Origin of the sequence: Chryseobacterium urinae (assembly GCF_030518295.1) — a bacterium.
Lineage (GTDB): Bacteria > Bacteroidota > Bacteroidia > Flavobacteriales > Weeksellaceae > Chryseobacterium > Chryseobacterium mucoviscidosis.
Genome location: NZ_JAULSJ010000010.1, coordinates 1 through 18603, shown reverse-complemented (window position 1 = coordinate 18603; position 18603 = coordinate 1). Strand labels below are relative to the sequence as shown.

Below are 18603 nucleotides of genomic sequence, written 5' to 3'. Positions count from 1 at the left end.
AACCTAAGATCTGCAACCTGCAATCTACAAAATGAAAAACTTATACCTCAATACACGCTTTTTCTTCACGCTCATCGGAGTGGGAATTCTGTATGTTCTCGCTTTTTTCTTTCCGTTACTCATGTGGGTCGCGCACATCGTTTTGCTTCTGATTTTTTTGGCGGCAATGGTGGATTATCTTTTTGTTTTCAACAGGAAAGAAGGGATTTCTGCACAGAGAATATTGCCCGAAAAATTATCCAATGGTGATGAAAATCCCGTAAAAGTTGATATTAAAAACAACTATGCTTTCAAAATCAATGTGAAAGTAATTGACGAAATTCCGTTTCAGTTTCAGAAGAGAGATTTTTTAATCGAAAAACAGATAGAACCGGGAAGAAATACATTTTTTCAATATATTCTGGAACCAAAGGAGAGAGGAGAGTATAATTTCGGCAGTTTAAATGTGTATGTTTCTTCACCTTTAGGTTTTGTAGCAAAACGGTTTAATTTTCAGAAAGATGCGAATTTACCGGCTTATCCGTCATTTATTCATTTGAGAAAATATGAACTGATGGCTTTGCAGAGTGAATTTCTGTTGGGCGGAATCAAGAAAATCAGAAAACTGGGACATACGATGGAGTTTGAGCAGATTAAAGAATATGTTCCGGGAGATGACATCAGAACGATCAACTGGAAAGCGACGTCCAAAACAAACCGATTGATGGTCAATCAGTTTCAGGACGAAAAATCGCAGCGTATTTTTATGCTGATTGATAAAGGACGAACAATGAAGATGCCTTTCAAAGGCCTGAGTCTTTTGGATTATTCCATTAATGCAACGATGGCTTTATCCCATATCATTCTGAAAAAAGGCGACCGCGCCGGAATGATGACTTTTTCTAAAAAAACAGAAAATAAAATTGCTGCGGAAAATAAATCGGGACAACTTAGAAAAATTTCGGAAGCCCTTTACAACATCAAAACAGATTTCTTTGAAAGTGATTTTAACAGATTATATCAGGATGTAAAATATTCGCTGAACCAGAGAAGTTTGATTTTACTTTTTACGAATTTTGAAACATTGGATGGCTTAAACCGTCAGTTAAAATACCTTCGTGGAATTGCCAAAAACCATTTACTGGTTGTGGTTTTCTTCAAAAATTCAGAATTGCAGACGTTGATTCATAAAAATCCTGAAAGTATGCAGGAAGTGTATGACGAAATCATCGCCGAAAAATTTGAGTTTGAAAAGAAACTGATCATTCAGGAACTCCGCAAATACGGAATTTACACAGTCTATACTTTACCGGAAAATCTGAACATTGATGTCATCAATAAATATCTGGAAATTAAAGCGAGAGGGATTTTGTAATTTTTAAACAGGGATTTCATTGCAAAATGAACCGCAAAATTCATAAATGATTTAAGCAAACTTGTAAATGACGAAAATTGCATTGTTTATAGTATGTCTCTGTTGTTTTTTATCCTGCGATAAGAAAATAAAACATGAGGATGATTTTGTCATTTTTAAAGTGAATCCTAAAATAGAAAATGTTGCTTTTTACTGGAAAGATGATGACGGAACAATTCTTAAAAGCATTGCTCATCTAAAGAATAAAACGGAGCAGGGAAATAAAGAATTAATATTTGCCATGAACGGCGGAATGTTTGAACCCAATAACTTTCCGAAAGGATTGTATATTGAAAATTTTAAAATTCTGAATAAAACAGATACTTTATCCGGCAAAGGAAATTTTTATCTCCCTCCTAACGGAATATTTTACCTCACAAAAAATAATGAAGCTGAAATTGTTGAAACAAAAGCTTTCAGAAACGATCCTGAAATAAAATATGCAACACAATCCGGACCGATATTGCTGATTGATGGAAAAATAAATCCAATATTTAAAAAAGATTCAAAAAATATCAACATCAGAAATGGAGTCGGAATCCTAAAAAATGGAAATATCGTTTTTATAATGTCTAAAACAGAGGTTAATTTTTATAATTTTGCTTCCGTATTTAAAGAATCAGGCTGCGTAAAAGCTTTGTACCTCGATGGCTTTGTTTCCAGAACCTATTGTCCTGAACAGAAATGGATTCAGAAGGATGGAGACTTCGGAGTCATGATCGGGGTTACCACATCTAAAAAATAAATTTAAAAATGAAAATATCACTTAACCGAATCAACGACGATTTTTTATTTGAATGTACCAATTCTCAGGGAAATTCAATTCTTTTGGATAATACGACACAACCCGGCGCAAAAGGAGTTTCTCCTATGGAAAGCGTTTTGATGGCAGTTGCAGGATGCAGCGGAATAGACGTTGTTTCTATTCTGAAAAAACAGAGACAGGAAATCACGGATTTCAAAGCAGAAGTAGAAGGCGAAAGAATTCCTGTAGATGATGCAAAACCTTTCAAATCGATAAAAGTTAAGTTTCTTCTGGAAGGAAATATTGATCCTAAAAAAGCCCAGAAAGCAGCTCAGTTGTCTTTCGAAAAATACTGTTCGGTTTCCAAAACACTGGAACCGAATGTAGAAATAGGATATGAAGTATTTGTAAACGGAGAGATCGCAGAAGCGTAATCTTTACTTACAATATTAAAAACAAATCGCGGGCAGAAATTTATTTCTGCCCGCGATTTTCGTTACCAATGGTTATTTATTTTTTCATGGTTTTCATACTTTTTACAGAACCGTCTTTCATGGTTAAAGTCAGAATATACATTCCGGATTTTATTCCTCCAAGGAATAGGGATGAAGATGGATTTTCAACAGTTTGTACCACCACTCCCGAAGCATCCGTAATTACTGCTTTTTTCACATTTTCAGGTTTTTCGAGGTAAAGAATATCAGCAAAAGGATTCGGATAGGCAATTCTTTCTTTCTCTTTAGCAGTCACCTCACCGGTTGCCAAAACGATAGGCTGAACAGTTACGGTTACCGTAAAAGTTCCGTTATCCACTTTGTTGTAATCTACGCTGCAACCGGAGCCTCCGTAAGTTCTCCATGCTCGCAGATCAAAATTCACCGTTCCTGTTAAATTATTGGCAATATTGAGTCCGGTTCTGTTATAAGAAAACGTTCCTCCGTTTGATCCCGATCCTGAACTTACAGATGATTCTGCTGTTCCGTTAGAAGAACATACCAATAAACTTTTCTGTTCAGACATCCATCCGTTGCTTGCCGTTGTCATCGTGTAGCTCACATCTGTAGATACAACTTTGTACCCATTCGGAATATTGATATATACACTTCCCGCACAGTTAGTTGTTGTTGTATTATCAGGTCCCCAGTTGAATTCCGTACTGATATCTCCGCCTGTATACGTTGCAGAAATTTGTCCCGGTGCAAACTGCTTCATTTTCCAGAATCCATATGATGAACCTCCGCAATAGGATCTTACCCAGAAATAATAGGTTTGTCCTGTTGACAAACTGTTCAGAGTAACTGAAGTTCCCGAAGGTACACTTCCTGTAGGCGTTGTACTGGCTGTTGGTGGAGTAGAAGAAGTACTGTAATAATATTGATATCCCGAAGACGGCGCACTGGAAGGAGCTGTCCAGCTTAATGTCGCTCCGTTCATGGTAGTAACCGCGGTAATGTTGGTAGGCGCTTCGCAGGGATTATAAGAATCTGCTGCAAAAGCAAAAATATTCGGAATACCTCCCGATCCGGATTTGGTTACCGTAACACTTTTAATGACTCTGGATAAATTTGTAGGATTTATTGATAAAGGAATCTGGTAAAGTCTAGGATCTGTTCCGGAACCGGATTCAAGATTGTTATTGCTGATGTTGATCCTTCCGATTCCCTGAATGGCAAAATTGCTCCCGTAATACCAGTCGGAAATATTGATGCCGGTAAACGTCTGAGAAGTATTGTCTGTAAAATTTACATCCACATCTACGGTACAGGATCCGCTTCCTCCAGTTGCCAACATATATAAGGTGTTTGCTGAAAGGGGGTTGGAAAATTGTAAAGTTCCGTTATCGCCACTGTTTTGCAGTCTTAAAACATTGTTGGAACTGTAAGATGCCAGTTGATAGGAAAGTCCCGGAGTCGAAGAAACTACAGAATTGATAATTCCATTCACAGGCAGTCCGTAAGTAAGTTGCGAACTTGAAGCCGTTAACTGAAAATCTCTTGAGACAAAGGCATAGCTTACTCCATCGACATCATTATTGGTGGAAGAAGCCGATGACCCCACACCGTTGGCGACTACATCTGCATTGTATCCGCTCTGAATAAATAAAGGCTGATAATTCTGCGCTTTTAAATGGGTTGTGAATAACGATGAAACTAAAAAAGTTGCAATAGGTAGTAGTTTTACTTTCATGAAATAATTATTAGATTTTATTCTGCTAATATAGTTATTAGGTATTAAATTAATAATTATTTTTGCTTATAAATATTGATTTTTTATATAAAATGCATAAAAATTTATTTTATACTAATGAGAAAATAGATTTTGGCTATAACCTTTAACATATCAATTGACGGTATTTATGTTATGTGGTGAATAATAAAAAAAGGATATCTCAAAATTGAAATATCCTGTTAAAATTTATGTTTAGTTAATATTACATCAACAATCTTGGCTTCAAAAGCTTGGCAACCGTAGCTGTCCATCCTGTCTGGTGAGAAGCTCCTACGCCGCGACCATTATCTCCGTGAAAATATTCGAAGAAGGTAATGTAATCTTTAAAATTTTCATCATAATTAAACTTAGCATTTCCTCCGTTGAAAGCACGTTCTCCATTCTCGTCTTTTAGGAAAATAGAACAAAGTCGGTTGCTGATATCGTGAGCGACTTCATCCAGATTTTTCTTCTCTCCGCTTCCGGTCGGCAATTCCACTTTCATGCTGTTTCCGTAATAGAAATGGAATCTCTGCAAACTTTCTACAATCAGGAAATTGATCGGGAACCAGATCGGGCCGCGCCAGTTGCTGTTTCCTCCGAACATTCGGCTGTCACTTTCTGCAGGCGTATAATAAACTACATTTTCAGTGCCATGAACAGAAAATTTGAATGGTTTTTCTTCATATACCTTAGACATTGCCCGAATTCCGTATTGGCTTAAAAATTCTTTCTCATCAAGCATTCTGGTCAAAACTTTTGTCAGACGGTTTTTCCTCAGAATACTCATCAGATGCTTTCTTCCATGACCTTCCTCTTCCCAGTGCGAAACAAGTTTCGTAAGTTCAGGTTTGTTTTTCAGAATCCAATCCATTCTGGTAGTAAAGTTGGGCATTTTATCCAACAGATGATGATCGATAATTTCTACGGCAAACATAGGAATCAATCCCACAATACTTCTCAGTTTCAGAGAAACACTGTCGCCGTTCCCAAGCTGAAGCACGTCATAGAAAAAGCCGTCTTCTTCGTTCCATAGCCCTTTTGTTCCTTCCCCCAGATTTTCCATGGCTTCGGCAATATAAAGATAATGCTCAAAGAATTTAATCGCCATATCTTCATACACCTGATAATACTGAGCCAGCTCCATGGCAATCCGCATCATATTCAGAGCGTACATTGCCATCCAGCTCGTTCCGTCCGCCTGCTCCAGATGCTGTCCGTCTTTTAACACCATATTCCGGTCAAAAGCCCCGATGTTATCAAGCCCAAGAAAACCGCCTCCGAAAATATTTTTTCCGTTTTTATCTTTTCGGTTTACCCACCATGTGAAGTTTAACAATAATTTCTGAAAAACCTTTTCCAAAAATAAAAGATCAGGTTTGCCGTTTTGCTTTTCATCAATTTTAAATACTCGGAAGCACGACCACGCATGAACGGGCGGGTTTACATCACTCAGATTCCATTCGTAGGCAGGAAGCTGTCCGTTCGGATGCATATACCATTCTTTCGTTAATAAAAGAAGCTGTCCTTTCGCAAATTCCGCATCAATAATCGCAAACGGAACACAATGGAAGGCAAGATCCCAAGTTGCATACCAAGGATATTCCCATTTATCAGGCATCGAGATGATGTCTTTATTGTGCATATGATTCCACTCCGTGTTTCGGACATAATGGTTGAAATTTCTGGGAGCTTCAAAATTCGGATCGCCTTTCAGCCATTTTCCTACATTATAATGATAAAACTGCTTGTTCCAGAGGAGTCCTGCAAAAGCCTGTCTTTGCACGTTTTTTTCATCGTCATCAGAAACATCATTCTGAATTTCGGCATAAAATTCATCCGCTTCAGCAACTCTGCTGTTAAAGATCTCATCAAATTCATAAAACGGATTCTCCAGTTCATTGGGAGACAATCTGAAATCAAACGTTTTCGATTGTCCGGCTTCAATAACTTCATCAATTAAAAAAGAAGCTTTTGTTCCTCTCTTTTCAGGATTCACGGTGTTGCTTCCGTAAGTAATATAATCGTTGATGCCATCCTTGTAATAAGTATTTCCCGGATAGGGTGTTCCATATAATTTCGGACTGTTGGTTTCATTATCACAGAAAACACTTTCCGCGGCAATATTTCTTGAATAAAACTTTTTTATCGGAACACTGTCATGGTTGATGGTGATGCAGCCTTCATGAGAAGCATTGATTTGTCCTTTATATGTATTGTAACCCCATTTCCAGTTATTTCTGAACCACACCGTGGGAGCCACTACAATCGGAGCCACTATATTGCTTCTGTTGCAGACCGTTACCCTTACTAGAATATCGTTGTATTCTGCTTTAGCGTACTCTATAAAAATATCAAAATATTCATCCTGATCAAAAATTCCGGTGTCGAAAATTTCATATTCCGCTTCCTTTTTACTTCTTTTTCCATTTTCAGAAAGCAGTTCATCATACGGAAACGCATTAATCGGATATTTGTACACCATTTTCATATAGCTGTGAGTAGGTGTATTATCCAGATAATAAAATAGTTCTTTAATGTCTTCTCCGTGATTTCCCTGTGGATTGCTCAGTCCAAAGAAGCGCTCCTTCACCATTTTATCTTTTTTGTTCCAGAACGAAAGCGCAAAACAGAAAAGCTGCTTTGCATCAGAAATTCCCGCTATTCCTTCTTCTCCCCAACGGTAGGCATAGCTTTCTGCGTTATTGTGATTGGCGAAATTCCATGCATCGCCGTTCGGGCTGTAGTCTTCGCGTACATTTCCCCATTGCCGGTTACTCACGTAAGGTCCCCAGTTTTTCCAGTTTGTGTCTTGTAATCTTTGTTTTTCAGCAATCATATCTCATCATTTTCATTACGAAGTTAGTTTTTTTGCGAAAAAATTCCAACTCACGAAATTTGAATTATTATTAATATTTCCCTGAAAGCCTTCTGTTTATCGGGGTTTGTAAGATTAAATTAAATTTTTATAAATATTTAAAAGAAAAGTTTTATCTTTGCACCATTCGTTCATTCAAATATTGAAAATGTTATCAAGAAAGGTTGAGGGATTAGACCCTATGAAACCTTAGCAACCCTTTGCGCAAGCAATGAAGGTGCTACGTTCTACCAGAATTATTTTGGACAGATAACTCACTGAAGTTCTTTCAGCCATTTCCTGTGGCATTTTCAATTGTATTAAAATAATAGAATTGAAAACAGAACTTAAACATATTAATTTTTCGTATCGTACCGATTCCCAAAAGGAATACAATATCCCGTTGAGCTATCAGCTTTTCGGGAAAGACCTGTTTTCTGCCCCGATCATTTTAGTGAATCATGCTTTAACCGGAAATTCCAATGTTTCCGGAGAAAAAGGATGGTGGAAACAACTGGTTGGAGAACATCAGGTAATCGATACCGACCAATACACCGTTCTGTGCTTCAATATTCCCGGAAACGGATTTGATGATTTTTTTATTGATAAATGTGAAGATTTCACGCCCTCAGATATAGCAAACATATTTTTGAAAGGTCTTGAAATTTTAAATATCAAAAGTTTACACGCCATTATTGGAGGTTCTTTAGGAGGCGGAATCGGTTGGGAAATGCTAGTGAAAAATCCAAAACTTGCCGAAATTTTCATCCCGGTAGCCTGCGATTTTAAAACCCACGACTGGCTTCATGCACAGTGTCTCGTTCAGAAATTTTTACTAAACCAAAACGATGAACCATTGCAAAAAGCAAGAATTCATGCGATGCTGTGTTACAGAACACCTGAATCGTTAAATAACAGATTTCAAAACAGATTCAGTGAAGAAAAGCAGAGATTAGAGTCGGAAGACTGGCTTGTTTATCACGGAAAAGCTTTAAACGAAAGATTTAGTTTAAAATCATACAAGCTCATGAATCATTTGCTGATGAATATCAATGCCAATGAAGAACATTTGGAAAAAATTCAGGCGCGAATGCACATGATCTCTGTAGATACAGATTTATTTTTCCCCGCTTCAGAAATCCGAATGTGTTTTGAAAGGCTGAAAGAGAAAAACAAAGATGTCTTCTATCACGAGATCACCTCAGTTCATGGGCACGATGCCTTCTTAATGGAATATAAACAATTAAATACGATCATTAAAAATATTTTGAAAAATGAGTAAGATTAATGCTAACGAAATAAAATTTTTAAAAAACAGATCCATCATCAAATTTGAAGGAGAAGATTTCTTAGGTGAAATCGGGATCGACGGACGAATTTTTAAAGCGCTTACTTTGGCGCGAATCAGTGTGGGAGTAATTTCCCAGCAGGCAATTGAAAACGGAATCTCCATTTTAGTTCATGAAAACGATTCCGAAAAAGCAGTCAATTGTCTGATTGACGAATTTGAACCAGAAAGAAAATCGGGGAAAGTTTCTCAGATATACAGCATCAATAATGTGTCGGTGTTAGGATTTGTTGCAGAAGACTTCAACAAAGTTTTAGCGGAACTCGCAAGAAATAATGTTTTCCCATTGCTTTTAAACCAGATTGCAGCCGAAAAACGGGTAAATATCGTTGTGACATCTTCACAGGACGAAAAAGCAAAAAATATCATCGAATCTGAAATTTCCAAAAAACCGAAAACCGTTCATCTGGCAATCATCGGTCACGGAAACGTAGGGAAGACCTTAATACAGCAGGTTTTGGAATCTTCGGAAGAAATTAAAAGACGAAAAAAAATAGACCTGAAAGTAGTTGCAGTCGCCAATTCCAGGAAAATAGCATTCAACAAAAAAGGATTCGACAGCAATTGGAATGATGAGGTTTTAACAGCAGAAAAACCTTCCGATGTTCAGGAACTCATTAGGTTTTCCAAAGAAAATCAGCTTGAAAATTTAATCGTTGTGGATAACACCGCAAGCAAAGACTTCGTAAAAAATTACCACACTTTGGCGGAAAACGGCTTCGATCTCGTTTCCTCCAACAAAATTTTTAACACCCTTCCCATTTCAGAATACCGTCAACTAAGATATACGTTGAACAAAAACAACAGACGCTATCTCTACGAAACCAATGTGGGGGCCGGTTTACCATTGATTGACACCATTAAACTTCTACACCTTTCAGGAGAAAATATCACAAGAATTAAAGGCGTTTTCTCGGGAACATTAAGCTATGTTTTCAATAATTTTTCTTTGAGAGACGATAAGTTTTCCACCATCATCAATGAAGCGTTGGAAAAAGGATATACAGAACCCGATCCGAGAGAAGACCTGTCAGGAAACGATGTGGGAAGAAAATTATTGATTTTGGCGAGAGAATTAGATCTAATCAATGAGTTTGAAGATATTAAAATTCAGAATCTTGTTCCTGAAAATCTGCTTTCTGTTTCCAAATCAGAATTCCTTTCAAGACTGGACGAATTAGATGCGGAATATCAGAAAATCAAAGAAAATCAGAAAGAAGGACACGTTTTAAGATATGTGGGAGATCTTCACGGAGATTTGCAGAAAGAAAAAGGAGAACTCGATGTGAAATTAATTTCCGTTCCGGCAACCTCCGCTTTAGGACAACTGAAAGGCTCAGACTCAATCTTCGAAATCTACACCGAAAGTTACGGAGAAAACCCAATCGTCATCATGGGAGCCGGCGCCGGCGCAATAGTTACGGCAAGAGGTGTATTCGGAGACATTTTAAGAGTAAGTGAAACGAAATGATTCTGTGAAAAGTACAAATGTAAAATGTATTAGTGATGAATAACGAAGAAAAACTATCAACTGACAACCATCAACCATCAACCAATTTTGAAACCTTTGCCATAAGAACCCAGACTGAAAGAACCCAGTTTGATGAGCATTCAACCCCTTTGTATCTCACATCCAGCTTTATTTTTCAGGATGCGGAAGACATGAGAGCGAGCTTTGCGGAAGAAAAACCAAAAAATTTATACAGCCGTTTTTCGAATCCGAACGTAACAGAATTTACCGATAAAATTGCCAAAATGGAAGGCGCAGAAGCAGGGTATGCTTTTGCCACAGGAATGGCTGCGATTTACTCCACATTTGCGACTTTGTTAAATGCCGGAGATCATATTGTAAGCTGTCAGTCCGTTTTCGGTTCTACGCATACTTTGTTCACAAAATATTTCCCGAAATGGAATATCGAAACAACCTATTTTAAAGCAGAAGATGCTGGGAATGTAGAAAAATATATTCAGCCCAACACGAAAATTTTATATCTGGAAACACCTACCAATCCTGCGATTGAGGTTTTGGATTTAGAGTTTTTCGGGCAGATTGCAAAAAAGCATAACTTAATTTTCGTTGTGGATAACTGCTTTGCAACACCTTATCTGCAACAGCCGATAAAATACGGAGCAGACATCGTGGTGCACTCTGCAACCAAATTAATTGACGGACAAGGTCGTGTTTTGGGCGGAGTAGCGGTCGGAAGAGAAGACCTGATCCGTGAAATCTATCTTTTCGCCAGAAATACAGGACCTGCAATGTCGCCTTTCAACGCTTGGGTCTTGTCTAAAAGTCTCGAAACACTGGCAATTCGCGTAGAAAAACATTGCGAGAACGCTTTAAAAGTAGCTGAGTTTCTTGAAAGCCATCCCAATGTAGAATTAGTAAAATATCCGTTCTTAAAATCTCATCCAAGCTACGAAATTGCGAAAAAGCAGATGAAATTAGGCGGAAACATCGTTGCCTTCGAAATCAAAGGAGGAATTGAAGGCGGAAGAAACTTTTTAGATAAAATAAAAATGTGTTCCCTTTCCGCAAACTTAGGCGATACAAGAACTATTGTAACGCATCCCGCTTCTACAACGCACTCCAAATTATCCGATGAAGAAAGAAACGAAGTCGGAATTACTGCAGGTCTGGTTCGTTGTTCGGTAGGTCTGGAAAATGTGGAAGATATCATTGCAGATTTAAAACAGGCGTTGGATTAACAACGAACCCGAAGGGTTCAATAACAATAACCGTAGGTGCAACCTATGGAAAATATCAGCGAATTGATTCACGACGAAATAAATAATAAATGAAAAATTCAGAACAACTATACAAAGCATTATCCGAAAGAATTTTAATTCTCGACGGAGCGATGGGAACCATGCTTCAGCGGTATAAATTCGAAGAAGAAGATTACCGTGGCGAACGTTTCAAAAACTGGGAACATCCGGTAAAAGGAAACAATGATTTGTTGTCTTTAACGCAGCCTCATGCCATAGAAGAAGTTCACAAAAAATATCTCGAAGCGGGAGCAGACATCATTGAGACCAATACATTTTCAGGAACAACCATTGCCATGGCAGATTATCACATGGAAGATCTCGTTTACGAACTGAATTACGAATCTGCAAAAATTGCAAGAAAAGCCTGCGACGAGTACACCGCGAAAAATCCGGATAAACCAAGATTTGTGGCAGGTTCTATCGGCCCAACCAACAGAACCGCAAGTTTAAGCCCCGATGTAAACGATCCCGGATACAGAGCCATTACTTTTGATGAACTGAGAATTGCTTACAAACAGCAGTGCGAAGCTTTATTAGACGGAGGATCGGACATTCTGTTGGTAGAAACCATTTTCGATACATTGAATGCAAAAGCAGCCCTTTTCGCTATTGACGAACTTCAGGACGAAAGAAACATCAAAATTCCGATCATGGTTTCAGGAACCATTACCGATGCTTCAGGAAGAACATTGAGCGGACAGACAGCAGAAGCATTTTTGATCTCAGTTTCTCATTTAAACCTTTTAAGTGTAGGTTTTAACTGCGCTTTAGGAGCAAATCAATTAACGCCTTATCTGGAGACTTTAGCTCATAATTCAGAATTTGCTGTCTCAGCTTATCCGAATGCAGGTCTACCCAATGCTTTCGGGAAGTATGATGAAACTCCGGAAGATATGGCGAGTCAGATCAAAGAATATGTAGAAAAAGGATTAATCAACATCATTGGAGGCTGCTGCGGAACAACGCCGGAACATATCAAGGCAATTGCAGATCTGGTTTCGCAATATCCACCAAGAAAATTGAAGGAATTGGTCTGAAATAATAGAATTTTTTAATTAAATCATAAGAAAAAGGAACAGTTTTTAATATTATCTTTAATTATCACACAAAATTAAATATAATGGAAAAACCTATTTACTTTAAAGATCCGGAAGATGCCAGATTATTTAATGAACTCAGAAAAAAAGTGAACCAAAGAGTAGAATCCATTCCTGAAAACAGGGACATTTATATTCAGATCAAAGCAGTTATTCTGCCTTTGGTCTATTTTGGTTTATATGTCTTTGCTCTTCTACATGCAGATCAGCCTTCTGTCTACGTTTTGAGTTTTATTTTAATGGGGCTTTCTCTGGTTTTAATTTATCTGAATTTAATTCACGAAGCGGCTCACAATAATATTTTTAAAAGTAAAAGACTGAACAGTCTGGTTTTACAGATTTTCGATTTTGTGGGAGCCAACTCCTACATCTGGAAGAAAAGACACATCGCAAGCCATCACGCCTATCCCAATGTAGACGGTTGGGACACAGACATTGAGCAGAGCGGACTTTTACTAATTGTTCCGTGGATCAAAGCAAAAGGAATTCAGAAATATCAGCATTTCTTTTTCTTTCTGGTCTATCCTTTATATCTGTTCAACTGGATGTTTATTCGCGATTTCAGAGATTTTTTTGATAACGAAAGAGTGATCCTGAAAACACAGGGAGCGATTCCGGTAAAAGAAAAAATTAAAATGGTGGCGTATAAGCTGTTTTACTTTTTCTATCAGATTGCCGTTCCCGTTCTGTTTTTTAAAGTCTCTTTAGGCTTGGCTTTGGGAGCGTGGTTTTTACAGGTAATTGCAGCGAGTATTTTTGCGCTTTTTGTATTGTTGCCACTGCATCCGCTTCCCGATAATGCCTTCCCGAAACTTGATGAGAAAAACGGACTTCCTTTTAGCTGGCTTCACCATCAGTTTGAAGTCACCAACGATTTAAAAGAAAATAACTGGTTTGTGCGGAATATTTTGGGAAATTTCAACTTTCACGTTGCCCACCATCTTTTTCCGAATTATAGTTATGCCTATTATAATGAAATTACAGAAGAAATCGAGCAGTTTGCCAAAGAACACGGCTTAGCATACAAAAGATTTCCAATGACCACCGCTTTGGGCAAACATGTGGATTTGCTGAAGCAAAATGCAAATAATGCATATTTTATTTTAGAAGAATAAATTGATGAAATATTTAAGATTATCGGGGCTTGAGCCTTTGATTATTACACCGGAAAGTAACTTTATCAACGTTGGGGAAAGAACCAACGTTGCCGGTTCAAAGAAATTTTTAAGATTAATAAAAGAAGAAAAATTCGGGGAAGCGCTCGATATTGCACGTCATCAGGTTGAAGGCGGTGCACAGATTCTCGACGTTAATTTTGACGATGGACTGATCGACGGAAAGGCTTCCATGATTAAATTTTTAAACCTGATTGCCTCAGAACCGGACATCGCAAGAATTCCTCTCATGATCGATTCTTCAAAATGGGAAATTCTGGAAGCCGGATTGCAGGTTGCACAGGGAAAATGTGTGGTCAATTCCATCAGCTTAAAAGGTGGTGAAGAAGAATTCATCAAACAGGCAAAAGCCATCAAAAGATACGGAGCAGCCGTGATCGTCATGGCTTTTGATGAGGTGGGACAAGCCGATACCTACGAACGCAGAATCGAAATATCAAAACGTTCCTATGATATCTTAGTGAATCGTTTAAATTTCCCTGCAGAAGATATTATTTTCGATTTAAATATTTTCCCTGTGGCAACAGGAATGGATGAACACCGCAGAAATGCCATCGATTTTATTGAAGCAACAAGATGGGTTCGTCAGAATCTTCCGTATGCATCCGTGAGCGGGGGAGTTTCCAATGTCTCGTTCTCGTTCCGTGGAAATGATACGGTGAGAGAAGCGATGCACTCGGTTTTCCTGTATCACGCCATTCAGGCAGGTATGAATATGGGAATCGTAAATCCTGCGATGCTGGAAGTTTATGATGAAATTAATAAAGAACTTCTGGAGCTTGTTGAAGATGTGATTCTCGATAAAAGAGAAGATGCTACAGAACGCCTTCTTGAGTATTCCGAAAAGCATAAATCCGTTAAGAAAGAAAAGGTTGAAGATTTAGAATGGAGAAATCATCCCTTACAGGAAAGAATCACCCATGCTTTGGTAAAAGGAATCGACCGTTTTATCGAGGAAGATGTGGAAGAAGCTAGACTACAGGCAGAAAAACCGCTTCATGTGATTGAAATTAATTTAATGACCGGAATGGGCGTTGTGGGAGATCTGTTCGGAAGCGGAAAAATGTTTTTACCGCAGGTGGTAAAATCTGCAAGGGTCATGAAAAAAGCGGTGGCTTATTTACAGCCATTCATCGAAGCCGAAAAAGACGGAACAAAACCAGCCAACGGAAAAATTTTGATGGCAACGGTAAAAGGAGACGTTCATGATATCGGTAAAAATATTGTAAGCGTTGTTTTAGGTTGTAACAACTACGAAATTGTGGATCTTGGTGTAATGGTTCCTGCTGAAAAAATTATTCAGACTGCGATTGAAGAGAAAGTCGATGTGATCGGACTTAGTGGATTAATTACACCGAGTCTGGATGAAATGGTGTACATCGCACAGGAACTGGAAAGACAGAATTTAAATTTCCCTTTGCTGATTGGTGGCGCAACGACTTCAAAAGCGCACACAGCCGTGAAAATCGATTTAAAATATAAAAATGCAGTAGTTCACGTCAATGATGCTTCCAGAGCGGTAAACGTGGTAAGTTCATTATTGGGCGATAGAAATAAAGAATATGTTGATGATCTGAAAAGTGAATATTCCGAATTTCGTGAAAAGTTCCTGAACAGACAGGTAGAAAAAGACTATGTTTCTATTGAAGAAGCCAGACAGAATAAGTTTAAAATCGACTGGGAAAATGAACAAATTTTTATGCCTAATCAGTTAGGAATTACCGTTGTTGAAAATCAGGATCTGAGAGAATTATTGCCTTTCATCGATTGGTCGCCTTTTTTCAGAAGCTGGGATCTTCATGGCAAATATCCGCAAATTTTAGAAGATGAGGTTGTAGGAGTTCAGGCAAAAGAATTGTTCAAAGATGCACAGGTAATCTTAAAAAGAATTTTGGATGAAAAGTTATTAACGGCAAAAGCTATTTTCGGAATTTTCAAAGCCAATTCCAACGAAACGGATGATATTTTAATTTTTGATGAAAACAACGATCAAAAAACGAAGTTCATCACCCTGAGACAGCAGGCTCAGCGTTCAAAAGGAAAAGATTATCTGGCGTTAAGCGATTTTATTGCCCCTGAAAGTTCAGGAAAAACCGATTATATGGGAGCTTTCTGTGTAACAACCGGTTTCGGAACGGATGAACTGGCGCAGGAATACGAAAAAGCGAATGACGACTACAACGCGATCATGGTGAAAGCTTTGGCAGACCGTTTTGCAGAAGCCTACGCAGAATTTTTACATAAAAAAGTAAGAACGGAATATTGGGGTTATGCCAATCAGGAAAATTTAACCAACGAAGAACTAATTGCTGAAAAGTATAAAGGAATTCGTCCCGCTCCGGGTTATCCTGCGTGTCCGGATCACTTAGAAAAACACGCAATCTGGGATTTACTGAAAGTGGAAGAAAATATCGGAGTTTATCTGACGGAAAGTTTAGCAATGTTCCCGACTGCTTCGGTTTCCGGATACTATTTCGGAAGTCCGCACGCCAAATATTTCGGATTGGGGAAAATTGCAGAAGACCAATTGAAAGATTATTCCGTAAGAAAAGGAATTTCTTTGCAGGAAGCGAGAAAGTGGTTGAATCCTAATTTGGCAGATGGAATTTAAATTATGGGAAAAGAATTAATAGAAAAAGTTTTTCAAAAATTTGAAGATCATTTAAGTATTGAAAATAATAATCGAATTATTTTCTCTGGAAAATTTGGAATAGGTAAATCGTATTTTTTAAGTGAATTTTTTAAAGAACAAAAATATGAGGATAAATATTTCCCCATTTTTCTTAATCCAGTTAATTATTCAGTTTCAAGTAATCAGGATATTTTTGAATTAATAAAGTTTGATATATTATTTCAAATTTTAGATAAAAATAGTGTTGATTTTGACGATTTTGATTTTCCAGTAGGAAATTTAGCTTATCAATATTTTTCAAATAAATTTTTGAATGATTTTGTTTCAAATGTTGATTTATTAGGAGAAACAGTCATTGAAGAACAATTACCTAAATCTTATTCAATGATCAAAAATATAGGAAAATTAGTTTCAAAAATTTCTGAAATTAACAAAAATGATTTTGACAATTTTAAAAAAGAAATAGAATCAAATCCGGATTTAAAAATTATTAAACAATTTTTTGATAAGGAAGAATTAAAAATTGGTTCTCTGTACGAAAATAACGCAGTTTCCCAGCTTATTTATAGATTAGTAAAAGGTATTGAAACAAAAACAGAAAAAAAACCTGTTTTGGTTATTGATGATTTAGATAGAATTGATCCAGAGCATATTTTTAGAATCTTAAATATCTTTTCTGCACATGATAAATTAGGCGAAAATAAATTTGGATTCGAAAAGGTTATTTTAGTTTGTGATATAAACAATATCAAACATATTTATCACCATTTTTATGGCGAAAATGTAGACTTCTTTGGATATATAAATAAATTTTATACAACAGAAGTTTATAATTACTCTAATGTTGATTATGTTAATTGGTTTAATCAAAATTTCCCACAAGATCAACACGATGTTGAGTATGTTCAATTTTTAAGATTTATTTTTTACGATGCCATCAAAAAGAATTATATTTCTGCAAGACAGTTATTTAATAATGATTTTTCAAGATTAGGTATTTCAAATCTTTACACATTAAATGTCGATAAAAGATTTACTGTTATTGCTAATAATCAGAATGTAGGAATATTTTCTTCGTTTCAACCAATTTACTCTCTATTAAAGACAGTTGTTAGATATTTTGGCAACACTTATAATTTTTTGACATATGTAACAAATATTGAATTCCAACAGCTTTCGAGATTTCAAAAGACATTAGGAGAAATGTACTTATTTATTAATCTTAGAAAGTCAATTAATGATACAGGAAATCAGGTTTTTAGCACACCTTATAATTTTACTATAAAATATGATGGCTACCAATATAAATTTGAAGGTGATTTTAAAATCGCGGATTTCAAGTCGTTTTTTAAGGATGTAATAAACCAATATAATCAAATAAACGAAATTTTTTAGAATAAATGAAAATCACAGACCATATAAAAAACGCAAACGGAAAAACCTTATTCTCCCTCGAAGTTGTTCCGCCGCAAAAAGGAATAGGGATTGAAGATCTTTATAAAAATATTGATCCTTTAATGGAATTTAAACCGCCATTCATTGACGTTACGACTTCCAGAGAAGAATATATTTACATCGACAAGGGAAACGGATTAATGGAACGCAGAATTACCAGAATGCGTCCCGGAACGTTGGGAATCTGTGCTTCCATTCAACATAAATATAATGTAGATACCGTTCCGCATCTGCTTTGCGGAGGTTTTACCAAAGAAGAAACAGAATATCTTCTGGTTGACTGTATGTATCTCGGAATTGATAACGTGATGGCTCTCAGAGGCGATGCGATGAAAGGGCATCAGTATTTTGAGCCGACTCAGGGAGGTCACGGAAGCGCAATGGAACTGGTTCACCAGATTAATGATCTGGGAAGAGGAAAATATCTGCATAATCAGGATGAAATTTGTGATGAGCATAATAAGTTCTGCATCGGCGTTGCCGGTTATCCTGAAAAGCACATGGAAGCACCATCCATGAATTATGATCTGAAATGGCTGAAACAAAAAGTGGATGCGGGAGCAGATTATATCGTAACCCAAATGTTTTTCGATAATAAAAAATTCATTGAATTCGTTCAGAAAGCCAGAGAAATGGGAATCACGGTTCCGATTATTCCGGGAATTAAACCAATTGCTACGAAAAAGCATTTAAAGGTTTTACCTCAGATTTTTAAAATTGATCTTCCGGAAGATTTAATAAATGAAGTCGAAAATGCCAAAAATAATGAAGCCGTAAAACAAATCGGAATCGAATGGGCAATCGCACAATGCAGAGAACTGCTGGAATTCGGAGTTCCGGTTCTGCATTTTTATTCGATGGGGAAGAGTGATAATATTAAAAAAGTAGCCGGAGCGCTATTCTAATAAAGTGAAAAATGAA

The 18603-nt window shown here is 37.1% G+C and carries 13 protein-coding genes and 1 riboswitch; of the genes, 11 read left to right on the top strand and 2 right to left on the bottom strand.

The features are described 5' to 3' along the window. Positions 1–31: 31 nt before the first annotated feature. From QWT87_RS07910 to QWT87_RS07900, 3 genes are all read left to right on the top strand, one after another. A complete protein-coding gene (locus QWT87_RS07910; protein ID WP_116095882.1) occupies positions 32–1354 on the top strand; it encodes a DUF58 domain-containing protein in 1323 nt (440 codons plus the stop codon). Between the two features lie 67 nt (positions 1355–1421). Further along, on the top strand, positions 1422–2138 hold the full coding sequence (locus tag QWT87_RS07905; RefSeq protein ID WP_302715490.1) for a phosphodiester glycosidase family protein: 717 nt from the start codon (positions 1422–1424) through the stop codon (positions 2136–2138). An 8-nt stretch (positions 2139–2146) separates the two neighbouring features. Continuing rightward, positions 2147–2572 carry an OsmC family protein gene (locus QWT87_RS07900; RefSeq protein ID WP_108410847.1) on the top strand — a complete coding sequence of 142 codons (426 nt, stop codon included), beginning with the start codon at positions 2147–2149 and terminating at the stop codon, positions 2570–2572. A gap of 76 nt (positions 2573–2648) precedes the next feature. On the opposite strand, the gene QWT87_RS07895 is transcribed toward QWT87_RS07900, so the two are convergent. Both QWT87_RS07895 and QWT87_RS07890 read right to left on the bottom strand, forming a co-directional pair. After that, the gene (locus tag QWT87_RS07895; RefSeq protein ID WP_302715486.1) at positions 2649–4325 is read right to left on the bottom strand and encodes a T9SS type A sorting domain-containing protein; all 1677 of its coding nucleotides are present in this window, start codon (positions 4323–4325) and stop codon (positions 2649–2651) included. 244 nt (positions 4326–4569) lie between these two features. Beyond that, positions 4570–7185 (bottom strand): MGH1-like glycoside hydrolase domain-containing protein, encoded by a 2616-nt coding sequence (locus QWT87_RS07890; protein WP_302715483.1) that lies wholly within the window; start codon positions 7183–7185, stop codon positions 4570–4572. 187 nt (positions 7186–7372) lie between these two features. Further along, a riboswitch (SAM riboswitch) is annotated at positions 7373–7480 on the top strand. 57 nt (positions 7481–7537) lie between these two features. On the opposite strand from QWT87_RS07890, the gene QWT87_RS07885 reads away from it, so the two are divergent. The 8 genes from QWT87_RS07885 (at position 7538) to metF (ending at position 18587) form a co-directional block, all read left to right on the top strand. Further along, positions 7538–8485 carry an alpha/beta fold hydrolase gene (locus QWT87_RS07885; RefSeq protein WP_302715480.1) on the top strand — a complete coding sequence of 316 codons (948 nt, stop codon included), beginning with the start codon at positions 7538–7540 and terminating at the stop codon, positions 8483–8485. Next, the gene (locus QWT87_RS07880) at positions 8478–10022 is read left to right on the top strand and encodes an ACT domain-containing protein (RefSeq protein ID WP_302715477.1); all 1545 of its coding nucleotides are present in this window, start codon (positions 8478–8480) and stop codon (positions 10020–10022) included. Before QWT87_RS07885 ends, QWT87_RS07880 begins: the two co-directional genes overlap by 8 nt. A 35-nt stretch (positions 10023–10057) precedes the next feature. Further along, on the top strand, positions 10058–11260 hold the full coding sequence (locus QWT87_RS07875) for an O-succinylhomoserine sulfhydrylase (RefSeq protein WP_302715475.1): 1203 nt from the start codon (positions 10058–10060) through the stop codon (positions 11258–11260). A gap of 89 nt (positions 11261–11349) precedes the next feature. Next, entirely contained in the window at positions 11350–12360 is a 1011-nt protein-coding gene (locus tag QWT87_RS07870) for a homocysteine S-methyltransferase family protein (RefSeq protein ID WP_302715473.1), read from the top strand. Positions 12361–12443: 83 nt separating this feature from the next. Then, positions 12444–13535: a fatty acid desaturase family protein gene (locus QWT87_RS07865; protein WP_302715470.1), complete on the top strand. Its 1092-nt coding sequence runs from the start codon at positions 12444–12446 to the stop codon at positions 13533–13535. 4 nt (positions 13536–13539) lie between these two features. Further along, positions 13540–16206, top strand: a complete 2667-nt coding sequence (gene metH, locus QWT87_RS07860) for a methionine synthase (protein ID WP_302715468.1) — start codon at positions 13540–13542, stop codon at positions 16204–16206. A 3-nt stretch (positions 16207–16209) separates the two neighbouring features. Beyond that, a complete protein-coding gene (locus QWT87_RS07855; RefSeq protein ID WP_302715466.1) occupies positions 16210–17622 on the top strand; it encodes a P-loop NTPase fold protein in 1413 nt (470 codons plus the stop codon). A gap of 5 nt (positions 17623–17627) precedes the next feature. Beyond that, positions 17628–18587: a methylenetetrahydrofolate reductase [NAD(P)H] gene (gene metF, locus QWT87_RS07850; RefSeq protein WP_087707902.1), complete on the top strand. Its 960-nt coding sequence runs from the start codon at positions 17628–17630 to the stop codon at positions 18585–18587. Positions 18588–18603: the final 16 nt, after the last annotated feature.